General features: G+C 70.8%; 18 protein-coding genes and 1 tRNA gene. 10 read left to right on the forward strand and 9 right to left on the reverse strand.

Translation table 11 applies throughout. The features are described 5' to 3' along the window. Both ACWPQI_RS01720 and ACWPQI_RS01725 read right to left on the reverse strand, forming a co-directional pair. Window positions 1–1347: an amidase gene (locus ACWPQI_RS01720; protein ID WP_010594848.1), complete on the reverse strand. Its 1347-nt coding sequence runs from the start codon at window positions 1345–1347 to the stop codon at window positions 1–3. Next, on the reverse strand, window positions 1335–2297 hold the full coding sequence (locus ACWPQI_RS01725) for a prephenate dehydrogenase (protein ID WP_040273537.1): 963 nt from the start codon (window positions 2295–2297) through the stop codon (window positions 1335–1337). Before ACWPQI_RS01725 ends, ACWPQI_RS01720 begins: the two co-directional genes overlap by 13 nt. Before the next feature lie 48 nt (window positions 2298–2345). Between ACWPQI_RS01725 and ACWPQI_RS01730 the strand changes: the two genes are divergently transcribed. The 3 genes from ACWPQI_RS01730 (at window position 2346) to ACWPQI_RS01740 (ending at window position 3495) form a co-directional block, all read left to right on the forward strand. Beyond that, the gene (locus tag ACWPQI_RS01730; RefSeq protein WP_017681614.1) at window positions 2346–2885 is read left to right on the forward strand and encodes a tRNA adenosine deaminase-associated protein; all 540 of its coding nucleotides are present in this window, start codon (window positions 2346–2348) and stop codon (window positions 2883–2885) included. Next, window positions 2886–3359 (forward strand): nucleoside deaminase, encoded by a 474-nt coding sequence (locus ACWPQI_RS01735; protein ID WP_010594850.1) that lies wholly within the window; start codon window positions 2886–2888, stop codon window positions 3357–3359. It abuts the gene before it with no gap. Window positions 3360–3404: 45 nt separating this feature from the next. Next, a tRNA-Ser gene (locus ACWPQI_RS01740) sits at window positions 3405–3495 on the forward strand. A gap of 69 nt (window positions 3496–3564) precedes the next feature. On the opposite strand, the gene ACWPQI_RS01745 is transcribed toward ACWPQI_RS01740, so the two are convergent. Together ACWPQI_RS01745 and ACWPQI_RS01750 are read right to left on the reverse strand one after the other, a co-directional pair. Beyond that, a complete protein-coding gene (locus ACWPQI_RS01745) occupies window positions 3565–4515 on the reverse strand; it encodes a sterol desaturase family protein (RefSeq protein ID WP_010594851.1) in 951 nt (316 codons plus the stop codon). A gap of 76 nt (window positions 4516–4591) precedes the next feature. After that, window positions 4592–5167 (reverse strand): TetR/AcrR family transcriptional regulator, encoded by a 576-nt coding sequence (locus ACWPQI_RS01750; protein WP_040273540.1) that lies wholly within the window; start codon window positions 5165–5167, stop codon window positions 4592–4594. 96 nt (window positions 5168–5263) lie between these two features. On the opposite strand from ACWPQI_RS01750, the gene ACWPQI_RS01755 reads away from it, so the two are divergent. The 6 genes from ACWPQI_RS01755 to ACWPQI_RS01780 all read left to right on the forward strand — a co-directional run bounded on the left by ACWPQI_RS01755 (window position 5264) and on the right by ACWPQI_RS01780 (window position 13636). After that, window positions 5264–6262, forward strand: a complete 999-nt coding sequence (locus tag ACWPQI_RS01755) for an ABC transporter permease (protein ID WP_432376086.1) — start codon at window positions 5264–5266, stop codon at window positions 6260–6262. 101 nt (window positions 6263–6363) lie between these two features. Next, on the forward strand, window positions 6364–6825 hold the full coding sequence (locus ACWPQI_RS01760; protein ID WP_010594854.1) for an RrF2 family transcriptional regulator: 462 nt from the start codon (window positions 6364–6366) through the stop codon (window positions 6823–6825). Window positions 6826–6921: 96 nt separating this feature from the next. After that, the gene (locus tag ACWPQI_RS01765; RefSeq protein WP_026137973.1) at window positions 6922–7518 is read left to right on the forward strand and encodes a TetR/AcrR family transcriptional regulator; all 597 of its coding nucleotides are present in this window, start codon (window positions 6922–6924) and stop codon (window positions 7516–7518) included. Between the two features lie 37 nt (window positions 7519–7555). Then, window positions 7556–9898, forward strand: coding sequence for an MMPL family transporter (locus tag ACWPQI_RS01770; RefSeq protein ID WP_017681609.1), 2343 nt, complete (start codon window positions 7556–7558; stop codon window positions 9896–9898). Between the two features lie 82 nt (window positions 9899–9980). Next, window positions 9981–11708, forward strand: a complete 1728-nt coding sequence (locus ACWPQI_RS01775) for an ABC transporter ATP-binding protein (RefSeq protein WP_026137972.1) — start codon at window positions 9981–9983, stop codon at window positions 11706–11708. Then, the gene (locus ACWPQI_RS01780; protein ID WP_010594858.1) at window positions 11705–13636 is read left to right on the forward strand and encodes an ABC transporter ATP-binding protein; all 1932 of its coding nucleotides are present in this window, start codon (window positions 11705–11707) and stop codon (window positions 13634–13636) included. The genes ACWPQI_RS01775 and ACWPQI_RS01780 overlap by 4 nt, the downstream gene beginning before the upstream one ends. A 103-nt stretch (window positions 13637–13739) precedes the next feature. Here ACWPQI_RS01780 and ACWPQI_RS01785 read toward each other — a convergent pair whose 3' ends face one another. The 4 genes from ACWPQI_RS01785 to ACWPQI_RS01800 form a co-directional block, all read right to left on the reverse strand. Next, the gene (locus tag ACWPQI_RS01785) at window positions 13740–14939 is read right to left on the reverse strand and encodes an MFS transporter (RefSeq protein ID WP_474738613.1); all 1200 of its coding nucleotides are present in this window, start codon (window positions 14937–14939) and stop codon (window positions 13740–13742) included. A gap of 93 nt (window positions 14940–15032) precedes the next feature. Next, window positions 15033–16349, reverse strand: coding sequence for a WS/DGAT/MGAT family O-acyltransferase (locus ACWPQI_RS01790; RefSeq protein ID WP_017681607.1), 1317 nt, complete (start codon window positions 16347–16349; stop codon window positions 15033–15035). Window positions 16350–16386: 37 nt separating this feature from the next. Further along, entirely contained in the window at window positions 16387–17331 is a 945-nt protein-coding gene (locus ACWPQI_RS01795) for an alpha/beta hydrolase (RefSeq protein ID WP_010594861.1), read from the reverse strand. 16 nt (window positions 17332–17347) lie between these two features. Next, window positions 17348–18865: a flavin-containing monooxygenase gene (locus ACWPQI_RS01800; RefSeq protein WP_048773595.1), complete on the reverse strand. Its 1518-nt coding sequence runs from the start codon at window positions 18863–18865 to the stop codon at window positions 17348–17350. A 185-nt stretch (window positions 18866–19050) separates the two neighbouring features. On the opposite strand from ACWPQI_RS01800, the gene ACWPQI_RS01805 reads away from it, so the two are divergent. Beyond that, a complete protein-coding gene (locus tag ACWPQI_RS01805; RefSeq protein WP_048773670.1) occupies window positions 19051–20238 on the forward strand; it encodes a PucR family transcriptional regulator in 1188 nt (395 codons plus the stop codon). A 70-nt stretch (window positions 20239–20308) separates the two neighbouring features. Here ACWPQI_RS01805 and ACWPQI_RS01810 read toward each other — a convergent pair whose 3' ends face one another. After that, the gene (locus tag ACWPQI_RS01810) at window positions 20309–21187 is read right to left on the reverse strand and encodes a LysR family transcriptional regulator ArgP (RefSeq protein ID WP_017681604.1); all 879 of its coding nucleotides are present in this window, start codon (window positions 21185–21187) and stop codon (window positions 20309–20311) included. Window positions 21188–21224 lie beyond the last annotated feature (37 nt).

Here is a 21224-nt window from a genome sequence, read left to right on the forward strand (position 1 = left end):
TCAGGAGAGGTCGGTGCCCTCCACCGCCATCGCGAGTGCCAGAGCCGTGGACTCGCCGGGATGACTGCCGTGCCCGCCGGTCCCGGAGGTCAGCCCGACCACCTGTACGCCGATGGGGAGATCACCGCCGCCCGGAGCAGGGACGGACACCGCCGGTACGCCGAGCACGCTGAACGGGATGCACATCTGCAGCAGTGGCCCCCGCAGCGCCGCGGGATCGCTGTCGAGCGCGGCCGAGCGCAGCGGGGTCGTGACGGTGATCAGCGCATCCAGCCCGTCGTCGCGCCGTAGCCGGCGCAGGACGTCGCGGCGCAATCGGACGGCCGCCCGCACGGCCCGGACGTAGTCCGTCGCCGGACGGTCCCGCTGAGCCGCGAGCAGCGCCGCGGTGGCCGGCTGGTAGAGGTCCGGGTCGTTCTCGAACCAGCGCTGATGGGTTTCGTACGCCTCCGAGCCGGTGACGACGGGATAGACGCCGAGGAGGTCGTCGGTTTCCGGCAGGGGCACGTCCCGCACCTCGGCACCGAGATCGGTGAGGGTGCGGCAGGCGTCGTCGAGCGCGGACTCGAACGCAGCGGGCACGTCCCAGATGCCGCCGCGCAGCCGTCCGACCCGCAGTCCCGAGACGGGTGTGCGCAGGTGCGCGATTCCGGGCAGCGCGCCCCAGGCCAGGGCCGCGTCGAGGACGTCGCGGGCGAGCAGGCCCACATGATCGAAGGTGGTGGACAGGGGGAAGACCCCGTCGACCGGCAACGCGCCGAACGTGGGCTTGAGGCCGACGACGCCGCACAGCGCCGCCGGGGTGCGCACGCTGCACCCGGTGTCGGTGCCCAGTGCCAGCGGCACGATGCCCTTGGCGACGAGCGCCGCCGACCCCGAGGACGAGCCGCCGGTGATGCGGGTGGGATCGTGCGGGTGCCGGGCCGGCCCGGCCGCGTTGACCAGGCCGCTGGGCCCGTACGCGAACTCGTGCAGGTGGGTCTTGGCGACCACGACGGCGCCGGCCTCGCGGAGCCGCTCGACGATCCTGGCATCCTGCGCGGCCGGCGCCGCGTCGGCGAGGACCTTGCTGCCGCAGCGGGTCGGCATGCCCGCGACGTCGATGTTGTCCTTGACGGCGACGGCGACACCGTGCAGCGGACCGATCCAGTTGCCGGCCGCGAGCTCGGCGTCGGCGCGGGCCGCCGATTCGAGGGCCGCGCCGTCGTTGCGGGCGGCCACGAGATTCGACCACGGCGTGCCGTCGAGGGCGTCGAGGTCGGCCAGCACCTGCCGGACGTGTTCGGTGGCGGTCAGCTCGCCTTTCGCGAGTGCCGCGGTGGTGTCGCGCAGCGTCACCGCGTCCACACCTCGCCGCGACGACCCGCCTCGCGCAGTCGGGCGAGCCAGTCGTCGTCGCCGGGGACGACGCCGGTGACGGGTCGGCGGTCGCGTTGCTCGAACCGTCGCCGGGCGGCGTGACCAGCGGCGGTCAGCTCGGCGGTGCTGCCGTCGGCGAGCTGTTCCCGAGCGACCCGCAGCACCTCGAGGGTTTCGTCGAGGGCCGTGAGCAGCGCCGGGGCGTTGCCCTCACACATCGCGTCGACCAACGTGGGGGTGGTCCCGGCGACGCGGGTACCGTCGCGGAACGATCCCGCCGCCAGACCCAGCGCCAGGTCGCCGCCGGCGGCCCCGGACAGTGCCAGCGCCTCGGCGAGCAGATGGGGCAGGTGCGAGACGCGGGCGACCGCCGCGTCGTGCTCGCCCGATTCCGCGGGTACGACGACGGAACCGCAGTCGAGGGCGAGCTCGGCGACCTGCGTCCACACGTCGGGGTCGGTGCCCTCGTCGACGGTGACCACCCACACCGCGTCGCGGAACAGCTCCGCGAATCCCGCCGACCACCCGGACTCGGCGGTGCCCGCCATGGGATGGCCCCCGACGAAGCGTGCGGAGAGTCCGTGGGCGGCGACCAGGGCGGCGACCTGCGACTTGACGCTGACCACGTCGGTCAGCGCCACGTGCGGGGCGTGCTCGGCGACCGCCGCGAGCACGGCGCCGACTGCGGGTACGGGCACGGCGACGACGACGAGGGCGTCGGATTCCGCGGCGCGCCGCAGCGTGGCCGGCAGGTCGGTGGAGGCGTCGAATCCGTCGGCTCGGGCGGCCTCGACGGGCTCCGGCGAGCGGTTGTACCCCCAGGCCTCGCGGCCCGCGGCGACGGCCGCACGCAGCAACGATCCGCCGATCAGGCCGAGGCCGAGTACGCACACGGGCGGGGTGGACGCGGAGGTGGGCACCCGACCAGGTTGGCACATCGCCCGCTGGACTTCATTCACGGGACCGCGCCGACTACCGTTGCGCCCATGGCTGCGCAGCGTGCGGGGAACAAGAGTCCCTCCGTGAGTTCGACCGAGGATCTCGACGGGTTCGGGGTCGCCGTGACGCGGGAGGACGGTCGCTGGAAGTGCAAGGCACTGTCGGCGGCGGTGTTGACGAGCCTCGAGGTGGCCGACCGGGAGCTGCGCGAGTTGCGCAGCACCGGGGCGATCTTCGGGTTGCTCAACGTGGACGACGAGTTCTTCGTCATCGTCCGGCCGGCCCCGTCGGGCACGCGTCTGCTGCTGTCGGACGCGACGATGGCGGTCGACTACGACATCGCCGCCGACGTGCTCGATGCGCTGAACATCGAGATCCCGGACATCGACCCCGACGAGCTCGACGACATCGAGCCGTGGGAGGAGGGCGACCTGGGAATCCTGGCGGACCTGGGATTGCCGGAGCCGGTGCTGGCGGTGATCGCCGCCGAGACCGACCTGTACCCGGACGAGCAGATCGACGAGATCGCCCAGCGGCTCGGGTTCGACGATGTGCTCGCCACGGCGCTGGACAAGCTGCGCCGCTAGATGGGCCTGCGCGACGACGAGGCGCTGATCCGGGCCGCGCTGGAGGCGGCCGCCGCGGCGCCGGCCGGGGACGTGCCGGTGGGTGCCGTCCTGTTCGCCGCCGACGGGACCGAACTGGCCCGGGCGGCGAATTCGCGGGAGGCGACGGGCGACCCGACGGCGCACGCGGAGATCCTGGCGCTACGCGCGGCCGCGAAGGTGCACGGCGACGGCTGGCGCCTCGAGGGCACGACGCTGGCCGTGACGCTGGAGCCGTGCACGATGTGCGCGGGCGCGCTGGTGCTGGCCAGGGTGCATCGCGTGGTCTTCGGGGCGTGGGAGCCGAAGACGGGTGCGGTGGGGTCGCTGTGGGACGTGGTGCGTGATCGCCGGCTCACCCATCGTCCGCAGGTGCGCGGCGGGGTCCTCGAGAAGGAATGCGCCGCAGTGCTCGAGGACTTCTTCCGCGCGCAGCGGCTCCCGGAACCGTCGTGACCTGGGGATTTCAACTCCGGGACCGAATCCGGTAAAGTCGTGGGCGGTGGCGTGTCCGAGCGGCCTAAGGAGCACGCCTCGAAAGCGTGTGACGGGTAACCCCCGTCCGAGGGTTCAAATCCCTCCGCCACCGCCACGAACGGCCCCGATCCGATTCACCGGATCGGGGCCGTTGTCGTTCGTCGAATGTGCAGTTCTCGTCGGGTCACCCGGCGTGTCGTGACGACAACTGCGCACTCGTGACCGTGGCCGGGCGCGACGGCGCCCAGCCCGGAGGGCCGAACACGTACCCCAGCTTGTCGCGCCCGCGGGTCGCGGTACGCCAGTCGCGGGCGATGGCCTGGTATTCGTGCGTCTGCAGCCGCCAGATGTTGTAGGTGCCGACGGGCTTGGTGAGTCCGTACGTGGGGCGGTGGGTCTCGCGGCGGAAGGTGCCGAACAGGCGGTCCCAGAGGATCAGGATGCCGCCGTAGTTGCGGTCGAGGTATTCGGGGTCGCAGCCGTGGTGCACCCGATGGTGCGACGGGGTGTTGAAGACGAACTCGACGGGCCGGGGCAGCGTGCCCACCCGCTCGGTGTGCACGAAGAACTGGTACACGAGCGAGACGGAGAATCCGACGAACACCATCCACGGCGGGATGCCGAGGAAGGGCAGCGGCAGCCACATGAGGATCTCGCCGCTGTTGTTCCACTTCTGGCGCAGGGCGGTGGCGAAGTTGAAGTACTCGCTCGAGTGATGCGCCTGGTGGGTCGCCCACACCAGGCGCACCCGGTGTGCCGTCCGGTGGTACCAGTAGTAGAGCACGTCGATGCCGAGGATCAGGATCGCCCACGTGTACCAGGCGTCCGCCGGTAGGTGCCACGGTGCGAGATACACCCAGATCGCCGAGTAGCCGACGAGAGCCAGCACCTTCCACGCGGCGCTGGTGCCGATGGAGACGAGTCCCATGGAGATGCTCGTGCGTGCGTCACGGGCCTCGTAGCCACCGCGGGGCGGGCGGGTGTGCCCGTCGGCCCCGGGTTCGACGTGCTCGAGCGTGCGCGCGGCGGCCCACTCGAGAGCGAGGAACAGCAGGAACGCCGGGATGGCCAGCGCGACGGGGTCGTGCAGGGGCTCGAGCAGCGACGCCCAGGACGCCGTCAGGGTCTCCCACATTCGGTCCTCCGGGAGTGATGTGAACAGGCGTCCAATCTACCGGAATGTGTTGCCGGTCACTACGGAGGTCCGGCGGTCACCGGGGCAGCGGCCGGCCGTCGGGGCGCAGGCCGGCGAGGTAGATCGCGATCATCCGGGGCACGAGGCCGGGCACGACGTCGTCGACGAACCGCACGTGGGGGCGGGTGAGCCGGGCGACCGCCATGATCACCTCGATCGGCTGGACGTCGTCGCGGACGAGGCCTGCTCGCTGTGCGGCGTGGACGAGTTCGGTGACGCGCGCCTTGGTGCCCTCCCGGATCTCGAGGACGTCACCGGGCAGTTCCCGGTAGCTCTCGACGATGAGGGCCGGAATCAGGGCGCCGAGCCGCAGCCGGACGGCGGTGTCGACGAACTCGGCCCAGGCGCTTTCGGGATCCGACACCATCGCGGCGAGGGCGCGATCCGCGGCCGCGCCCGCTTCGGTGAGGGTGCGACGGGCCACCGCGTGCGCGAGATCGTCGCGCGTGGGGAAGTTGCGGTAGAGGGTGGCGATGCCGACGCCGGCACGCTCGGCGATGGCGTCGAGGGGCGCGTCGTGTCCCCGTTCGGCGAGCACGTCGCGGGCGGCGAGGATCAGGGCCTCGCGTCGGCGGGCGGCGTCGGCGCGCATGCACTCTCCTGTGGTCGGCGGGTTGACATCCCCGCTCCTACCGGAGGAATATACTCCACATAAACGGAGAGCAATCCTCCACTTCAAGGAGTCGTCATGGCCGCCCCGACCTCCTCCCCGGACCCCGCCACCGCCCGGCACGCTCCGCCCGACGCAGTTCGTGTCGTCGGTGTCGTGCTCGCGCTCACCGCCGTGATCGCCCTGATGCTGTTCGCCTTCGCCGCCCCGGCGGTCGAGAGCGGCCCGCACGGGCTGAAGATCGGGGTGGCCGGGCCGGATCCGGCCGTCGCCCGGATCGAGGCCGGTCTCGCCGACGCCCGGCCCGGCGCGTTCTCGCCACAGCGATACGACGACGTGGAGGCGCTGCGCACGGCGATCGAGCAGCGTGCGGTCGTCGGCGGTCTCGCCGTCGAACCGGACGGGCCCGCGATGTATGTCGCCGGCGCGGGCGGGGCCCCCGTCGCGCAGGTGCTGACCGCCACGGCCGCCGGACTGTCGCAGACACTCGGGCGGCCCGTCCCCGTGCGCGACGTCGTGCCGCTGCCCGCCGACGACCCGGCCGGGGCCGGCCTGAACTCGCTGGCCCTGCCCCTGGTTCTCGGCGGTCTGGTGCCGGCGATCGCGCTCGTCAGGTTGTTCCCCGGGCGCGTCGGCCTGCGCGTGCTCGGCGCGATCGGCTTCGCGGTGCTCGCGGGGCTGACTCTCACTGCCGTCCTGCAGTTCGGGTTCGGCAGCCTGACCGGGAACTACTGGGCGACCGCGGGGGCGCTCGCGCTGAGCCTGGCCGCCGTCTCGCTGCCCCTGCTGGGCCTCGAGTCGCTCTTCGGCCTGCCCGGCTTCGGTGCCGGTGCGGTCCTGATGATGTTCGTCGGCAACCCGCTGTCGGGCTTCGCGACCACCGCGGCGTGGTTGCCGCAGGGATGGGGTGCGTTCGGCCAGTTGCTGCCACCGGGCGCCGCGGGGACCGTGGTCCGCTCGGTCGCCTTCTTCGACGGACACGGCGGTGGGACGGCGGTGCTGGTGCTGAGCGCATGGGTCGTCGTCGGGCTCGCGCTGTGTGCGGCGTCGGCGCGTCGGCGCACGGTCACCGCGTGACCGGCGATCGCGGGACGGGACTCGCGCGCTTTTCCCCCGGTTTGGTAGGAATTCTGTGTCCGTCGCCGCCGGCGGCGCAGGATCGAACCGAGGAGCGCGACGTGCACATCACCGCCCGGGTGGACTATGCCGTGCGCACGCTGCTCGAACTCGCGGCGGCAGGCGAGGCGCCCGCCAAGGCCGAGAACCTGGCGCGGGCGCAGAACATCCCGCACAAGTTCCTCGAGGCGGTGCTCGGCGACCTGCGCCGGGGCGGGCTGGTGCGCAGTCGCCGCGGCCCGGAGGGTGGGTACTGGCTGGCGCGGCCGCCCGAGAAGATCTCCGTCGCGGACATCATCCGCACCGTGGAGGGCCCGCTCGCGTCGGTGCGCGGCCAGCGGCCGGAGGACGTGGTCTACACCGGACCGGCCGAACGCCTGCGCGACGTGTGGATCGCGGTGCGGGTGAATCTGCGGGCCGTCCTCGAGGAGGTCACCCTCGCCGACGTCGTCGCGGACGATCTTCCCGGGTTCGTGTCCGACCTGACCGCCGATCCGGGCGCCTGGGAGCGACGCCGCACGTGAGCGCCGCCACACCGTGCGGAGCGGTGTGGGCAAACACATATTCTTGCAGGACTCTGCAAATTTGCAGGACTCTGCAAGGTGCGTACCGTGGAAGACGTGACCACTTCGCCCGGCCTGCGCGACCGCAAGAAGGCCGCCACGCGAGCAGCGCTCGTCGCGGCCGCGGCCGACCTCGCGCGGGAGAGGGGGCTCGACGGTGTCACGGCCGACGCCATCGCCGCCCGGGCCGGGGTGTCCACCCGCACCTTCCACAACTACTTCGCCGGTAAGGAAGAGGCCGTCCTCGCGCACCTCGAGGGGTTGGTGCACGCGTGGGTCGGGCGCCTGCACGCGCGGCCCGCCGGTGAGCCCGTGTGGGAATCGATGGAAGCCGTTGCACGGGAAATAGTTTCGGATCCCGGCGGTGACTTCGTCGAGCTGTGCACGACCATGGAGCTGCTCGAACAGAGCCCCGCCCTGCTGGCGCGCCGCGTCGAGATGGAAGTGCGCGCCTCGCAACTGCTCGTCGAGGCCATCGCCGAGCGCACCGGCACCGACCCCCGGGTCGACCTGTATCCGAGCCTGGTCCGCTACGCCGCGGTCTCGGCCATGAAGTCGGCAGTCGAACTGTGGCTCGCCGGCACCTCGGGGGCGACGTCCCCGGAGGAGCTCGTCCGAGCCGCCTTCGAGCAACTGCGACAAGGCCTTTCCTAAGACATCTGCACGACACATCCGGAAGACGAGGTTCCCCGTGGCGACCTATCTCTATCGGATCGGCAAGTTCGCCTATCGGCGAAAAGGCACGGTCCTCTCCCTCTGGCTGGCGATCCTCGTCCTCTTCGGAGTGGGTGCGGCCACCCTGTCCGGGCCGACGACCGACTCGTTCTCCATCCCGGGCACCCCCGCGCAGCAGACGCAGGACCTGCTCGCCGAACGGTTCCCGAACGCCGAGGACCCGATGAACGCGCTCAGTGCCCGCTACGTGTTCGCCGCCCCCGAAGGCGGGACCCTCGACGAACCGCAGAACCTCGCGGCGATGAACGAGGTGCTCGCGGCGATCCGCGGCATCGACAAGGTGGCCGCTGCCGCCAAGATCGACCCGGCAGTCGCCACCCCCGAGCAGCAGGCCGCCGTCCTCGTCGACCCCGTCGCCGCGAACGCCGGTCTCGTCGAACGGATGAAGGCCGCCGCGGAGCAGCAGGGCAAGCCGGAGGAGACCGCGCTCGCCGACGCGGCCGCGCTGTCGCCGCTGAGCCCGGACCGTACCGTCGGCTTCGTCACCGTCCCGTTCGAGGGCGGCTTCGGCGACGTCGACGACACGATGCGTGAGCAGATCGCCGCGGCTGCGGAGATCGGCCGGGACGCAGGGCTGAACGTCCAGGTCAGCGGAACCGCCGCCGCGGAGGCCGAGATGCCCGGTGGCGTCACCGAACTCATCGGCATCGGCATCGCCGCCGTCGTCCTCGCCATCACCTTCGGCTCGCTCGTCGCCGCGGGCCTGCCGTTGATCACCGCCATCATCGGCATCGCCATCGGCAGCCTCGGAATCACCGTCGCCACCGGTTTCGCGGACCTGAGCTCGATGACCCCGACGCTGGCGATCATGATCGGTCTCGCCGTCGCGATCGACTACTCGCTGTTCATCGTCTCCCGGTTCCGCCACGAGATCACCGTCACCGCCGACCGGGCCGAGGCGGCCGGACGTGCCGTGGGCACCGCAGGCTCGGCCGTCGTGTTCGCCGGCCTGACCGTGATCATCGCCCTGATGGCGCTCAGCGTGGTGGGGATCCCGTTCCTGTCCGCGATGGGGTACGCGGCCGCATTCACGGTGTTCATCGCCGTGCTCATCGCGATCAGCCTGCTGCCCGCGATCCTCGGCCTGTTCGGGCGCAAGGCGTTCGCCGGCCGCATCCCGGGCCTGAAGGACCACGATCCGGAGGCCGACACCGACACCCCGAGCGCCGCCCAGCGCTACATCCGCTGGGCCACCGGCAAGCCGCTGATCCCGCTCGTCGCCGGCGTGCTGCTGCTCGGCATCCTCGCGCTGCCCGGCGCGAACCTGCAGCTCGCCCTGCCCACCGAGGCGACCGGCGACCCGAAGACCAGCGCCCGGCAGGCCTACGACCTCGTGAACGAGGCGTTCGGTCCCGGCCGCAACGGTCCGCTGCTCGTCGTCGCCGACGCCCGCGAGACCACCGTCGCGCCGCAGGAGGCGTTCGGGGAGGTCGTGCAGCGCCTGTACGAGCAGGACGAGGTGGTCAACGCCCAGGTCGTGGCGGTCAACGAGGCCGGTGACACCGCGCAGATCATGGTCACCCCCCGGTCGGGCCCCAGCGAGCCGGCGACGATGGATCTCGTCTCGAGCATCCGCGACCAGGAGGCCCAGCTGAACGACGAGATCGGCGTCTCCTACGGCATCACCGGACAGACCGCCCTCGAGGGCGACGTGTCCGAAACCCTGCAGAGCGCGCTCGTCCCGTATCTCGCGGTGGTCGTCGGGCTCGCGTTCATCCTGCTGATGCTCGTGTTCCGGTCGATCCTGGTGCCGCTGACCGCGACCCTCGGATTCCTGCTCAGCGTCCTGGCGACGTTCGGCGCCACCGTGGCGGTCTTCCAGGAGGGCTGGGGCGGGCTCGTCTCCAACCCGCAGCCGATCGTCAGCTTCATGCCGATCTTCCTCATCGGTGTGGTGTTCGGGTTGGCGATGGACTACCAGGTCTTCCTGGTGACCCGCATGCGGGAGGAATTCGTCCACGGCGCCTCCGCGAAGGAGGCCGTGCGGATCGGGTTCGCCCACGGCGCCCGGGTGGTCACCGCCGCCGCGGTCATCATGATCTCGGTGTTCGCGGCCTTCATCGCGGAACCGAACTCGTTCATCAAGTCGATCGGCTTCGCGCTCGCCGCCGCCGTGTTCTTCGACGCGTTCGTCGTGCGCATGGTGATCATCCCGGCGGTGATGGCGCTCCTCGGCGACAAGGCCTGGTGGCTGCCGAAGTGGCTGGACCGCATCCTGCCGAACGTGGACGTCGAGGGCGAGAAGCTCCGCCGTGAGCTGACCGCCCCCGAGCCCACCCGCGAGCCGGCGCACACATGACCGGGCCCGGGCACCTCTTCCGTTCCCGCGGGGGCGGAAAAGGTGCCGGGAACCGGGCCCCTGCACCGGTAGCGTGGTGATCATGCTGGTCCGGTTGCTCCTGCGGTTCCTGCGCCCGCACCGCGGGGCGCTGCTCGCGGTGGTGCTGCTGCAGACGGTGGCCACCGGCACCATGCTGATCCTGCCGGCCCTCAACGCCGACCTGATCGACTACGGCGTCGCCCGCGGCGACATCGGCTACATCCTGACCACCGGCGCGGTGATGCTGGCGATCAGCTCGGTGCAGATCGGCTGCTCGATCGGTTCGGTGTACTTCGCGGCGCGCACGGCCATGGCGGTCGGCCGCGACGTGCGGCTCGCCGTGCTCCGTCGCGTCGGCGAGTTCTCCGCCCGCGAGTTCGGCCGGTTCGGCGCGCCGTCGCTCATCACCCGCAACACCAACGACGTGCAGCAGGTGCAGATGCTCGTGCTGATGAGCTGCACCATCGTGGTGATGGCCCCGATCATGGGCATCGGGGGCATCGTCATGGCGCTGCGCGAGGACGTCGGCACGTCGCTGGTACTCGTCGCCGCCGTGCCCGTCCTCGCAATCACCATGTTCGTCCTGATCGCGCGGATGGTGCCGGCGTTCCGCGTGATGCAGGTGCGCATCGACGCCGTCAACCGGATTCTCCGCGAACAGATCACCGGGATCCGCGTGGTGCGCGCGTTCGTCCGCGAGCCCACCGAACGGGAGCGGTTCGAGGTCGCCAACGGGGAACTGACCGACACCGCGTTGCACGTCGGCCGCATCAACGCCCTGCTGTTCCCGCTCGTGATGCTCATCGCGAACGCCACGAGCGTGGCCGTGCTGTGGTTCGGTGGCCACCGGATCGACACCGGCGACATGCAGGTCGGGTCTCTCACCGCGCTGCTGAGCTACATCATGCAGATCCTCATGGCGGTGATGATGACGTCGTTCGTGGCGATGATGGCGCCGCGCGCGGCCGTGTGCGCCGAGCGGATCCTCGACGTGCTCGACACCGAATCGTCGCTGCCGACGCCGGCCCGGCCCGTCCGCACCCTCGCCACCCCCGTGACCCTCGAGTTGCGGAGTGCGGCGTTCGCGTACCCCGGTGCCGACGCGCCCGTCCTGCGCGACGTGACGTTCCGGGCCGAACCAGGCAGCACGACCGCCGTGATCGGTGGTACCGGCTCCGGCAAGACGACCCTGCTCCGGCTGATCCCGCGGCTGATCGACGTCACCGCCGGCGCGGTCCTGGTGGGCGGCACCGACGTGCGCGAGCTGGACCCGCAGGTGCTGCGCTCCGCGATCGGTCTCGTACCGCAGCGGGCCTACCTGTTCTCCGGCACCGTCGCCGAGAACCTGCGGTACGGCCGCGCCGACGCCACCGACGACGAACTCTGGCACGCCCTCGAGGTCGCGCAGGCGGCGGACTTCGTCCGGGCGATGCCGGAGGGACTCGACACCCTCGTCGCCCAGGGCGGCACGACGGTCTCGGGCGGACAGCGTCAGCGCCTGGCCATCGCCCGGGCGCTGGTCCGCCGGCCGTCGATCTACCTGTTCGACGACGCGTTCTCGGCTCTGGACCAGGCCACCGACGCGCGGCTGCGGGAGGCGCTGTTCCCGGAGACCCGCGATGCGTGCGTCGTGGTCGTCGCGCAACGGGTGTCCACGGTGCTCGACGCCGACCGCATCGTCGTCCTCGACGGCGGGGCCGTCGTCGGCTCGGGCACGCATCTGGAGTTGCTCGCGAGCTGCCCGACCTACGCCGAGATCGTCGAGTCGCAGCGCATGGTGAACGCATGACCGAGCGCAAGGAGGCGGGACCGCGGCTCGGGGGTGTGGACCCGGGCGCCCCGGAGAACCGGGCTCGGCAGAAGTGGCCGGCCACCAAACGGCTCGTCGGCCTGTTGCGGCCGCATCGGTGGGCCGCATCCGTGGTGCTCGTGCTGGCCGTGCTCGGGGTGGTGGCGTCGTCGGTGGCGCCCCGGGTTCTCGGTCACGCGACCGACCTGATCTTCAGCGGGGTGATCGGCCGGCAGCTGCCGGCCGGGTTGTCGAAGGAGCAGGCCGTCGAGGCGCTGCGTGCGCAGGGACGTGACCAGTTCGCGGAGATGGTGTCGGCGATGTCGCTCGTGCCGGGCGCGGGCATCGACTTCGCCGCCCTCGGCCGCACCCTCGTGTTCGTGCTCGCGCTGTATCTGCTGTCGTCGGGCCTGATCTGGCTGGCGGCGTACGGGCTCAACGAGATCGTCCAGCGCGTCATCCGCGACCTGCGAACCCGGGTGGAACGCAAGGTGCATGCGCTGCCGCTGCGCTATTTCGACTCCCACTCCCGAGGTGACCTGCTCAGCCGCGTCACCAACGACATCGACAACATCTCGCAGGGTCTGCAGCAGTCGATCAGCCAGCTGGTGCTGTCGGTGCTCACCCTGCTCGGCCTCGTCGTGATGATGGTGTGGATCTCGCCGCTGCTCGCACTCGTCGCGATCCTCATGGTGCCGGCGTCGGTGGTGGTGACCGCGGTGGTGGCGAAGCGGTCGAAGCGGCACTTCGTGACCCAGTGGAAGACCACCGGCAACCTCAACGGTCAGATCGAGGAGGCCTTCACCGGCCACGAACTCGTCACCGCGTTCGGCCGCACCGCCGAGGTCGAGCGCCGCTTCACCGAAACCAACGACGAACTGTTCCGGGCCGGGTTCCGGGCCCAGTTCGTCTCCGGGCTGGTGATGCCGCTGGTGATGTTCATGAGCAACCTCAGCTACGTCGCGATCGCCGTGCTCGGCGGGTTGCGGGTCGCGTCGGGCACCGTCAGTCTCGGCGAGGTGCAGGCCCTGATCCAGTACTCGCGCCAGCTCGGCCAGCCGCTCGGTCAGATCGGCGCGATGGTCAATCTGCTGCAGTCCGCGGCGGCGTCCGCCGAGCGGGTGTTCGAGATCCTCGACGAACCCGAGCAGGAACCCGATCCGCCGGCCCCCGTCACCCCGTGGGGGCGGTACGGCCTGGTCGAGTTCGAGGACGTCTCGTTCTCGTACCTGCCGGAGCGGCCGCTCATCGAGCATCTCGACCTGCGGGTCGAGCCGGGGCAGATGGTCGCGATCGTCGGACCGACCGGCGCCGGCAAGACCACGCTGGTGAACCTGATCCTGCGCTTCTACGAACTGGATTCGGGACGCATCCTCGTCGACGGCGTGGACATCACGACCATGAGCCGCGACGAGCTGCGCTCGCGCATCGGGATGGTGCTGCAGGACACCTGGCTGTTCGGCGGCACCATCCGCGACAACATCGCCTACGGCCGGCCGGACGCCACCGAGGACCAGATCCTCGAGGCCGCACGCATCAGCTACGTCGACCGGTTCGTGCGGTCCCTGCCCGACGGCTACGACACCGTGATCGACGAGGACGCCGGCAACATCAGCGCGGGGGAGCGGCAGCTGATCACCACCGCCCGCGCCTTCCTCGCCCAACCGTCCATCCTGATCCTCGACGAGGCCACCAGCTCGGTCGACACCCGCACCGAGTTGCTCGTGCAGCATGCGACGGCGGTGCTGCGCCGCGATCGCACCAGTTTTGTGATCGCGCATCGGCTCTCGACCATCCGCGACGCGGACCGGATCGTGGTGATGGAACACGGACGCATCGTCGAACAGGGCACACACGACGAGCTCCTCGAGGCGGGCGGCGCCTACTTCCGCTTGTACGACGCGCAGTTCCGCGCCCTCGTGGAGTGAGGGTCGGCAGGATCGTCGCGCCGGTTGTGGATCCGCGCGCGGCATTGCCGGAGCGGATTCCGGAGGGGCGAGCGAATTTCCGGCGGGAGGGCCGGGCCGTTCTTCACCCGTGCGGCACGTCGGCGGTGCGGGGGTGCTCGGCGACGACCAGCCGCCGGGCCCGCACCACGGCGACCACGAACGCCGGGACGGCGAGCGCGAACAGCGGCAGGCTCGCGCCGGTGACGGGCTCGAGCACCACGAGCAGCACCGGCAGGGCGAAGCCCAGGTAGGTGCCGACGTAGAAGACACCGGTCAGCGTCCCGCGCGCAGTCTTGGGCGCGAGCGACTCGAGGTCGAGCAGTCCCTCGCGCAGGCACAGCCCGTAGGCCACCCCGAGCACGGGTGCCGCGACGGGCAGCAACCACAGCGGCGGGTGCGCTCCGCCGGCGCCGACGAGGAGGAACCCGAGCCCGGCGAGGACGGCGCCGACCGTCCCGGCCCGCGGTCCCCACTCCCGGCGCCGCGCCGCCGCCTGCACGACGATCCCGGAGCCCAGGGCGAGCAGCGCCGCGGCGCCGGTCAGTGCCGGTCCCGCGTACTCGCTCGAGACGCGGGCCGGGAAGGTCACGAACGCGACAGTGACGCAGGCGAACACCCAGGGCGCCAGCGGTAACGACCAGGACAGTGCGGCGGCCACCGACCGTCCGTGCCCCGGCACGACCGGTTGCAGGTCCGCCGCCGCGTAGTGCGCGGACCGGCTCCACACCGCCGCGGCGGCCACGGCCGCCGCCGACAACGCGGCCGAGAGCACGAAGGGGAGGGACAGCGGCCGCGGGCCGAACTCGGCGAGCAGACCGGACACGAAGGGTCCCAGGGCGAATCCGGAGCTGAGGGCCACGCCGGCGAGCACCGTGCCGACCTTCCCGCGCAGGTCCGTGGCCCACGCGGTCCCCGCCCCGATGGCCAGTCCTGCGCCGATCCCGACGACGAGACGGCCCGCGACGAGCCCGGCGGCGTCGTGCCGGACGAGGAGCAGCACGGTACCGGCGAGGGCGATCGTCGCACCGGGGAGCACGACCGCGGCTCGGCCCACCCGGTCCGAGAGGGCACCGCCGCCGACCAGGCCGGGCAGCAGTCCGAGCGCGTAGATGCCGAACACCCCGTCGAGCAGTGCGTGCGAGAGACCTTCGTGCTCGCGCAGGACGGGGATCATCGCGGCGAAGTGGTTCGCCGCCCACCCGGTGGTGACGAGGACGGCCAGCACGCCGGCCAGGGCCCGGCTCAGCTGTCGTGCCGGTGCGGGCGGTGCTGCGGTCATCATCTGTCCTCTCGCCGGGGCCGGACCCGTCACGCTAACCGACCGGCCGCTCGGGCCGGACCGGTGGATGCTCCTGGGGACGTCGAGCGGCGGCGATCAGCTCAGTGCCGCCAAACCGGCGTCCAGACCGCCGAGCATCCGCTGAAGGTGAGGAACGTTGCGCCGGCAGGCGATCAGACCGAACTCGATGTTGTCGGCGTAGCTGAGCACTGTGATGTTCAGCGCTTGGCCTTCCACCGGCATCGACACCGGATACCAACTTTCCATCGTGGCGTCGCCCCAGAAGAGTCGCTTGCGTGGCCCGGGCACGTTGGAGATCACCACGTTGTACGGCGGCGCCGCGACCGATGTGAAGCCGGGCACGGCGGCCAGGCCGGTGGGACCGATCGAGGTCAGCATGCCGATCGTCGAAAGCTGGAGCGCGCTGCGCCCGCGCATCACCTCCTTGGCGGCCAGCATGGAGGCCTGGATGCGGTGCAGGCGTTCCACCGGGTCGGCGACGTCGGTGGCCAACCGGCACAGCACCATCGTGACCGCGTTGCCGTCACCCTCGGTGCGTGGCAGAGCCACCGGCACCGCGGCGACCAGTGACTTCTCCGGTAGGTCGGCGGTGCTGGAGAGATACTCGCGCAGCGCGCCCGAACACATCGCCAGCACCACGTCGTTGATGGTCGCGCCGTGGCGCTCGGCCACCGCGGCGATCGCGGCCATCGGCCACGATTGGGCGGCAAAGCGTCGCGCCCCGGTCAGCGGGCGGTTCAAGACGGTCTTCGGGGCGGTGAACGGCAACGCCGCATCGGGTGTGCGCAGCCCCTTGGTGACCACTTGCGCCGCCGCGGGCAGGACACCGGCGAGGTCCTTGACGAAGCCGCGCGGGCGGGCCGGATCACGGGTCGCCCGCGGCCGCGGGCCCCACAGCGGGCGCGGTGTGCCGGTCGGCTGGTCCGACAGCATGGCCGCGGTGTTGCGGACCGCGTTCACACCGTCGGTCAGCGCGTGGTGCACCTTGCCGTACACCGCGAACCGGTTGTCGTCGAGTCCCTCGATGAGGTGGAACTCCCACAGCGGCCGGTGCCGGTCGAGCAGTGTGCCGTGCAACCGCGACACCAGGGCCAGCAGTTCGCGCACCCGGCCGGGCCGCGGCAGCGCCGAATGCCGCACGTGGTAATCGAGGTCGACGTCGTCGTCGTCTGCCCAGCGCAGCGCCCCCGACAGCGGGCCCGGCCAGGCCGGTTTGCGCCGGTACATCCCCGCCGGCTCGGTGCTTTCGAGCAACCGTCGATACAGATCGTGCACATAGTCGGGTGGGGCACCGTCGGGCAGCCGGAACACGTGCAGGCCGCCGACGTGCATGGGGTGTTCACGGGTTTCCGACGCCAGGAACATCGCGTCGGACGGGGTGATGAATGTCATGGCGGAACCTCGTTCGGAATGTCCTCGGGTTCGAGCGTCAGCGGCTCGGCGGAACGGCGACGGTCGGCAGGGTCCGCGCCGGCTCGAGGACGCGGGTGAGGAAGCCGATCTGGTCACGCAGCATCCGTTGCTGCCAAGGGCCGTCGTAGACGTCGAAGTGATCGACGGGGTACTCGCACAACAGTGCAGAAGCTCCGGCCTTCTTCGCGGTCCTGCGCGCGGCGACGGGCGGTGCGACACGGTCGTGTGTGCCCACCTGCACAAGGATCGGGCAGCCAAGACGGCCGGCAGCGGTGATGGGACGGTTCACGGGCACCTCCAGAGCTGTGCGCGCGCAGATCTCGTTCCGCCACGTCGGGCCGGCGATGGAGGTGTAGGCCTCCTCGGCGCCGGGGGTGCTGATGATCGCCACCTTTCCCCGCTGTGCCACCACCGGGATGTGGTGCGGTCGGCGCCCGGCGATCCGGCGAGCGAGGTCGCGCAGCCCGTGGCCGGTGGTGCGCACCAGTTGGCCGGCTCCGGCGTAGCGGGCGATCTGCACCGCCGCTGCCAGCCCGTCGGTCGCCGGGGTCATCGATACGATCGCCGCGACCCGCCTGTCCTGGGCGGCGACTGCGATGACATGACCACCGGAGTACGACGTTCCCCACAATGCGATTCGATCGGCGTCCACGCCGGGCAGGTGACGGGCGGCGGCGATCGCCGCGTGATAGTCCTGGCGCTGACGTCGGAAGGAAACGTCCTGGCGCGGTGTTCCTTCCGAATCGCCGAAGCCACGGTAGTCGAACACCAATACGTCGATTCCGTGGTCGGCGAACCCCTCGGCATAGCCGATCAGGCCGGTGTCCCGGGTGCCGCCGAAGCCGTGTGCCATCACCACGCACGGGCGTCCGGCTGCGCCGGCCAGCACGTCGGAGACGGCCGGAATATGCCAGGCCGCGCAGGCGACGCCGTGACTGGGGAAGGTCAGATTCTTCTTCATCTCGGTCGCTCCGTTCCTACGACGCGACGGCAGCCGTGCGGCTGGGTGCGAACTCGAGCGCCGGATCCTCGACCGGCCCGCGACGCAGCCGTTCGACGTCCTTCTCGTAGGCCATCTGTACCGTCCACGGGCCGCTGGTGCCGCCGCGCGGGAACCTCGCGATGGCCCGCTGGACATATCCCGAGCTCATGTCGACCACGGGGACACGGTCCATGTGCGGATCGTCGAGCACTGGTTCGACGGTGCCGTAGCCGTGGCTCTCCATGTAGTCGAGCAGTCGGCAGAAGTGCTCGCACACCAAGTCGACTTTGAGTGTCCAGGAGATGTTCGTGTATCCCAGTGCGAACACGAAATTCGGGACACCCGACAACATCATCGCCTTGAAGACCGTCGTGTCGGGCAGGTTCACAGGCCGCCCGTCCACGCCCAGTGCGATCTTTCCGAACGGTGTCATGTTGAGTCCGGTCGCCGTGACGACGATGTCGGCGGCCAACTCCTGACCCGATTCCAGCAGAATCCCTTCCTTGGTGAACCGTTCGATCCGGTCGGTCACCACCGAGGCCTGCCCGGCGGATATCGCCTTGAACAGATCCCCGTCGGGTACCATGCACAGGCGCTGGTCCCACGGGTTGTAGCGCGGGGTGAAATGGGTGTCCACGTCGAAGCTCGCGGGTAGCTGCCGGCGCACGTTGGCGATCAACAGCGTGCGCATGAGCTTGGGCGCGAGCCGGCAGGCCTTGTAGATCCCGCGGTTGAGCATGATGTTCTTGCGCCGGATGATCCGGTGGGCGCGGGCGGGACCGACCACTTTGTTCAGGGTGTTCGCGATCGCGTCCTCGGCCGGGATCGAGAACACGTAGCTCGGGGAGCGCTGCAGCATCGTGACGTGACCGGCCTTGCCGGCCATCGACGGGATCAGCGTCACGGCGGTGGCGCCGGAGCCGACGACCACCACGCGCTTGCCGGCGTAGTCGAGATCCTCGGGCCAGTGCTGCGGGTGGATCAGTCGGCCCGCGAACTCCTCCGCGCCCTCGATTCGAGGCGTGAAGCCTTCCTCGTAGTCGTAGTAGCCGGTGCCCAGGAACAGGAATCGCGCGGTGAAGTGCACGGGTTCGGCACTGCCTGCCTGCTGCGCGGTGACGGTCCAGCGTCCGTCCGCCGAGGAGAACTCTGCGGCGCTGACCCGGTAGCCGAAACGAATGTGCTCGTCGAGACGGTTCTCGGTGACGGTCTGCCGCAGGTAATCCATGATGATGTGCCCGTCCGCGATCGACTTCCGATGCGTCCACGGTTTGAATTCGTAGCCGAAGCTAGGCATATCCGAATCCGAGCGGATGCCCGGATAGCGGAACAGGCTCCACGTGCCGCCGATCGAATCCCGGCCTTCCAGGACTGCGAACGTCGTACCGGGACGGCGTGTCCGGAGGTGATACGCCGCGCCGATGCCGGAAATGCCGGCGCCGACGATCAAGACGTCGAAATGCGTGTCTTCCGTGTGGTGACCGCTCTGCTCGGTGGTCGTCGGGGTGCTCATGGTCGGTCTCCTCGAGCGGTGTGCTGGTGTGTGACGGCATTCACAGTAGAACCGCAACAGCACGCGCTGACATGTCTACCGGCACACTCTTTCCGCACCGATATGTGCTGTGGCACACTTGTACCGTGCTCCGTGCGGCAGTGGCGCCCGAAGTTGTTTCCCTCGTCGGTGACGTCGCCGAACTGATGCTGCGCGAAATCGATCAGCTCGTCGCCGAGATGGACGCCGCCGAGGTGGCGGTGGCCCCGATGCTGGGCGCAGACGCGGCGATCGCCGCGGAGATGTCGGCAAGCAATCGCGCCAACGCCGCGCGCCTGCTGACCACCCTCGCCCGGCGTGAGGTCGGGGGCGCGCCGATCGACGTGCCACCCGAAGCCCTCGACGTCGTCCGCACCGTCGTGCGTCGCGGCATCGACCTCGAGGTGATCTACCAGGCCTACCGCCGGGGCCAGAACGTCGCCTGGCAGCGGTTTCTGGCTCATGCCGGACGGATGGTCCCACCGGGGCCGCAGTTCGTGGAGTTGTTGGAGGTCACCTCGCAGCTGATGTTCGACTACGTCGACCACGTGGTGAGCCGTGTCATCGCCGACGCCCAGCGGGAACGCGAGGAGGTGCTCGGCGGCGCGCTGGCCCGCCGCGCCGAGACCGTGCATCTGATCCTCGACGGCGCCCCGATCGACCCCCGCCGAGCCAGTGAACGCCTCGGATATCAGCTCGCTCGCCACCACACCGCACTCGTCCTGTGGGCCGAACCGGCGGGCGGCACGCAGGGGGCACTGGAGTCCGCCGCGACGCTGCTGGCCCAGGCCGCCGGCGCCCGCACACCCCTCACCCTGCCCGCGGGCACCTCGACGCTGTGGGCGTGGCTGGGCACCGGATCCGAACCTGCACTCGACGCGCTGCGCGAAGCAATAACCAAGGCGCAGCCGAACATTCGGGTGGTCGTCGGTCCCGCCCGAGTGGGCATCGACGGCTTCCGTCGATCACATGACGCGGCACTGACCATGCACCGCCTGCTCAGCGGGCAACGCGGCGGCGACCGCGTCGCGCTCTACCGCGAGTTCGAAGTCACCACGTTGGCCGCTCGAGACCTGGATCGGGCGGCCGAATTCGTCGCCACGACGCTGGGTCCGCTCGCTGCGGACACGCCCGGTGCGGCGCGTCTCCGCCAGACATTGCGGGTGTTCCTCGAGGAAGCCGAAAACGCCCCTCGCACCGCCGCACGCCTGCACACCCACCGCAACACCGTCCTCCAGCGTGTCACCCGGGCAACCGAACTGCTCGGACACCGCCCCGGCGCGCGCCGGCTTCCCGTCGAGCTCGCGTTGGAGCTGGCTCACCATCTCGGGCCACGACTCCTGGCCCGTGATTGAGGGACGACGCCCGCACTCGGTGGTCCGGTGCCGGTCTCGACGCCCGGCGGGTCCAGCGTCCATGCCATTGTCAGCGCAGTACCTCCCCGGCGGTCCGCCGGACGACGTCGGTGAGTGCGTCGAGCACCGGCGACTCGAGTCGCCAGCGCTGCCAGTACAGCGGCACGTCGAACGGCTCGTCCGCGGCGAGGAACACGAGTCCGTCGGTGTGGGTGAGCATCGGTTCCGGCAGCATGCCCCAGCCCAGGCCGAGCCGCGCCGCCTCGACGAACTCGGCGGCGCCGGGCACGTAGTGCCGGGGCGGATCGAGGCGGTGCCGGGTGCGGCGGCGCAGGAACCGGTCCTGCAGGTCGTCCTTGCGGTCGAAGCTGAGCATCGGGGCGTGCCCGAGCGCCTCGGCGTCCGGTCCGCCGGGAAACCAGCGATCCGCGAAGTCGACGCTCGCCATCGCGTGATACCGCATGGCGCCGAGCCTTTCGGAGACGCACCCCTGCACCGGCTCGGGCACCGACGTCACGGCGGCCATCGCGGTGCCGTCCCGCAGCCGCGCGGGGGCGTGGTACTCGTCCTCCCGGTGCACTTCGAACAGGGCGCGATGACGCTCGGGCATACGGGCCAGGGCGCGCAGCATCCACGTCGACATCGAGTCCGCGTTGACGACGAGGGGAACCGACACGTAGTCCCGCTCGGCCGTGAGTCCGAGCGCCTCGGCGGTGTCCTCCTCGAGCCGCGCCACCTGCCGGGCCAGTCGCATCACGGCCTCGCCCGCGGCCGTCGCGGACACCGGCCGGGTGCGCCGCACCAGGACCCGGCCGACGTGCTGCTCGAGGGCCTTGATCCGCTGGCTCACCGCGGACGGGGTGAGGCGCAGCGCCGCGGCCGCGCCGTCGAAGGTGCCCTCGTCCAGCACCGCGGCGAAGGTCCGTAGCTGCGCGAAGTCCAGATCCACGTGAAGAAACTCTAATGGTACTGAAGAAAAATCAACT

Source organism: Rhodococcus sp. LMD (assembly GCF_056108245.1).

Excerpts from the sequence above, each read along its gene's own strand:
- ACWPQI_RS01735 (WP_010594850.1), top strand. The coding sequence starts at position 2,886 with ATGGGCCTGCGCGACGACGAGGCGCTGATCCGGGCCGCGCTGGAGGCG.
- ACWPQI_RS01775 (WP_026137972.1), top strand. The coding sequence starts at position 9,981 with ATGCTGGTCCGGTTGCTCCTGCGGTTCCTGCGCCCGCACCGCGGGGCG.
- ACWPQI_RS01785 (WP_474738613.1), bottom strand. The coding sequence starts at position 14,939 with ATGATGACCGCAGCACCGCCCGCACCGGCACGACAGCTGAGCCGGGCC.
- ACWPQI_RS01800 (WP_048773595.1), bottom strand. The coding sequence starts at position 18,865 with ATGAGCACCCCGACGACCACCGAGCAGAGCGGTCACCACACGGAAGAC.
- ACWPQI_RS01745 (WP_010594851.1), bottom strand. The coding sequence starts at position 4,515 with ATGTGGGAGACCCTGACGGCGTCCTGGGCGTCGCTGCTCGAGCCCCTG.
- ACWPQI_RS01805 (WP_048773670.1), top strand. The coding sequence starts at position 19,051 with ATGCTGCGCGAAATCGATCAGCTCGTCGCCGAGATGGACGCCGCCGAG.
- ACWPQI_RS01725 (WP_040273537.1), bottom strand. The coding sequence starts at position 2,297 with ATGTGCCAACCTGGTCGGGTGCCCACCTCCGCGTCCACCCCGCCCGTG.
- ACWPQI_RS01755 (WP_432376086.1), top strand. The coding sequence starts at position 5,264 with ATGGCCGCCCCGACCTCCTCCCCGGACCCCGCCACCGCCCGGCACGCT.
- ACWPQI_RS01730 (WP_017681614.1), top strand. The coding sequence starts at position 2,346 with ATGGCTGCGCAGCGTGCGGGGAACAAGAGTCCCTCCGTGAGTTCGACC.
- ACWPQI_RS01750 (WP_040273540.1), bottom strand. The coding sequence starts at position 5,167 with ATGCGCGCCGACGCCGCCCGCCGACGCGAGGCCCTGATCCTCGCCGCC.
- ACWPQI_RS01795 (WP_010594861.1), bottom strand. The coding sequence starts at position 17,331 with ATGAAGAAGAATCTGACCTTCCCCAGTCACGGCGTCGCCTGCGCGGCC.
- ACWPQI_RS01780 (WP_010594858.1), top strand. The coding sequence starts at position 11,705 with ATGACCGAGCGCAAGGAGGCGGGACCGCGGCTCGGGGGTGTGGACCCG.
- ACWPQI_RS01790 (WP_017681607.1), bottom strand. The coding sequence starts at position 16,349 with ATGACATTCATCACCCCGTCCGACGCGATGTTCCTGGCGTCGGAAACC.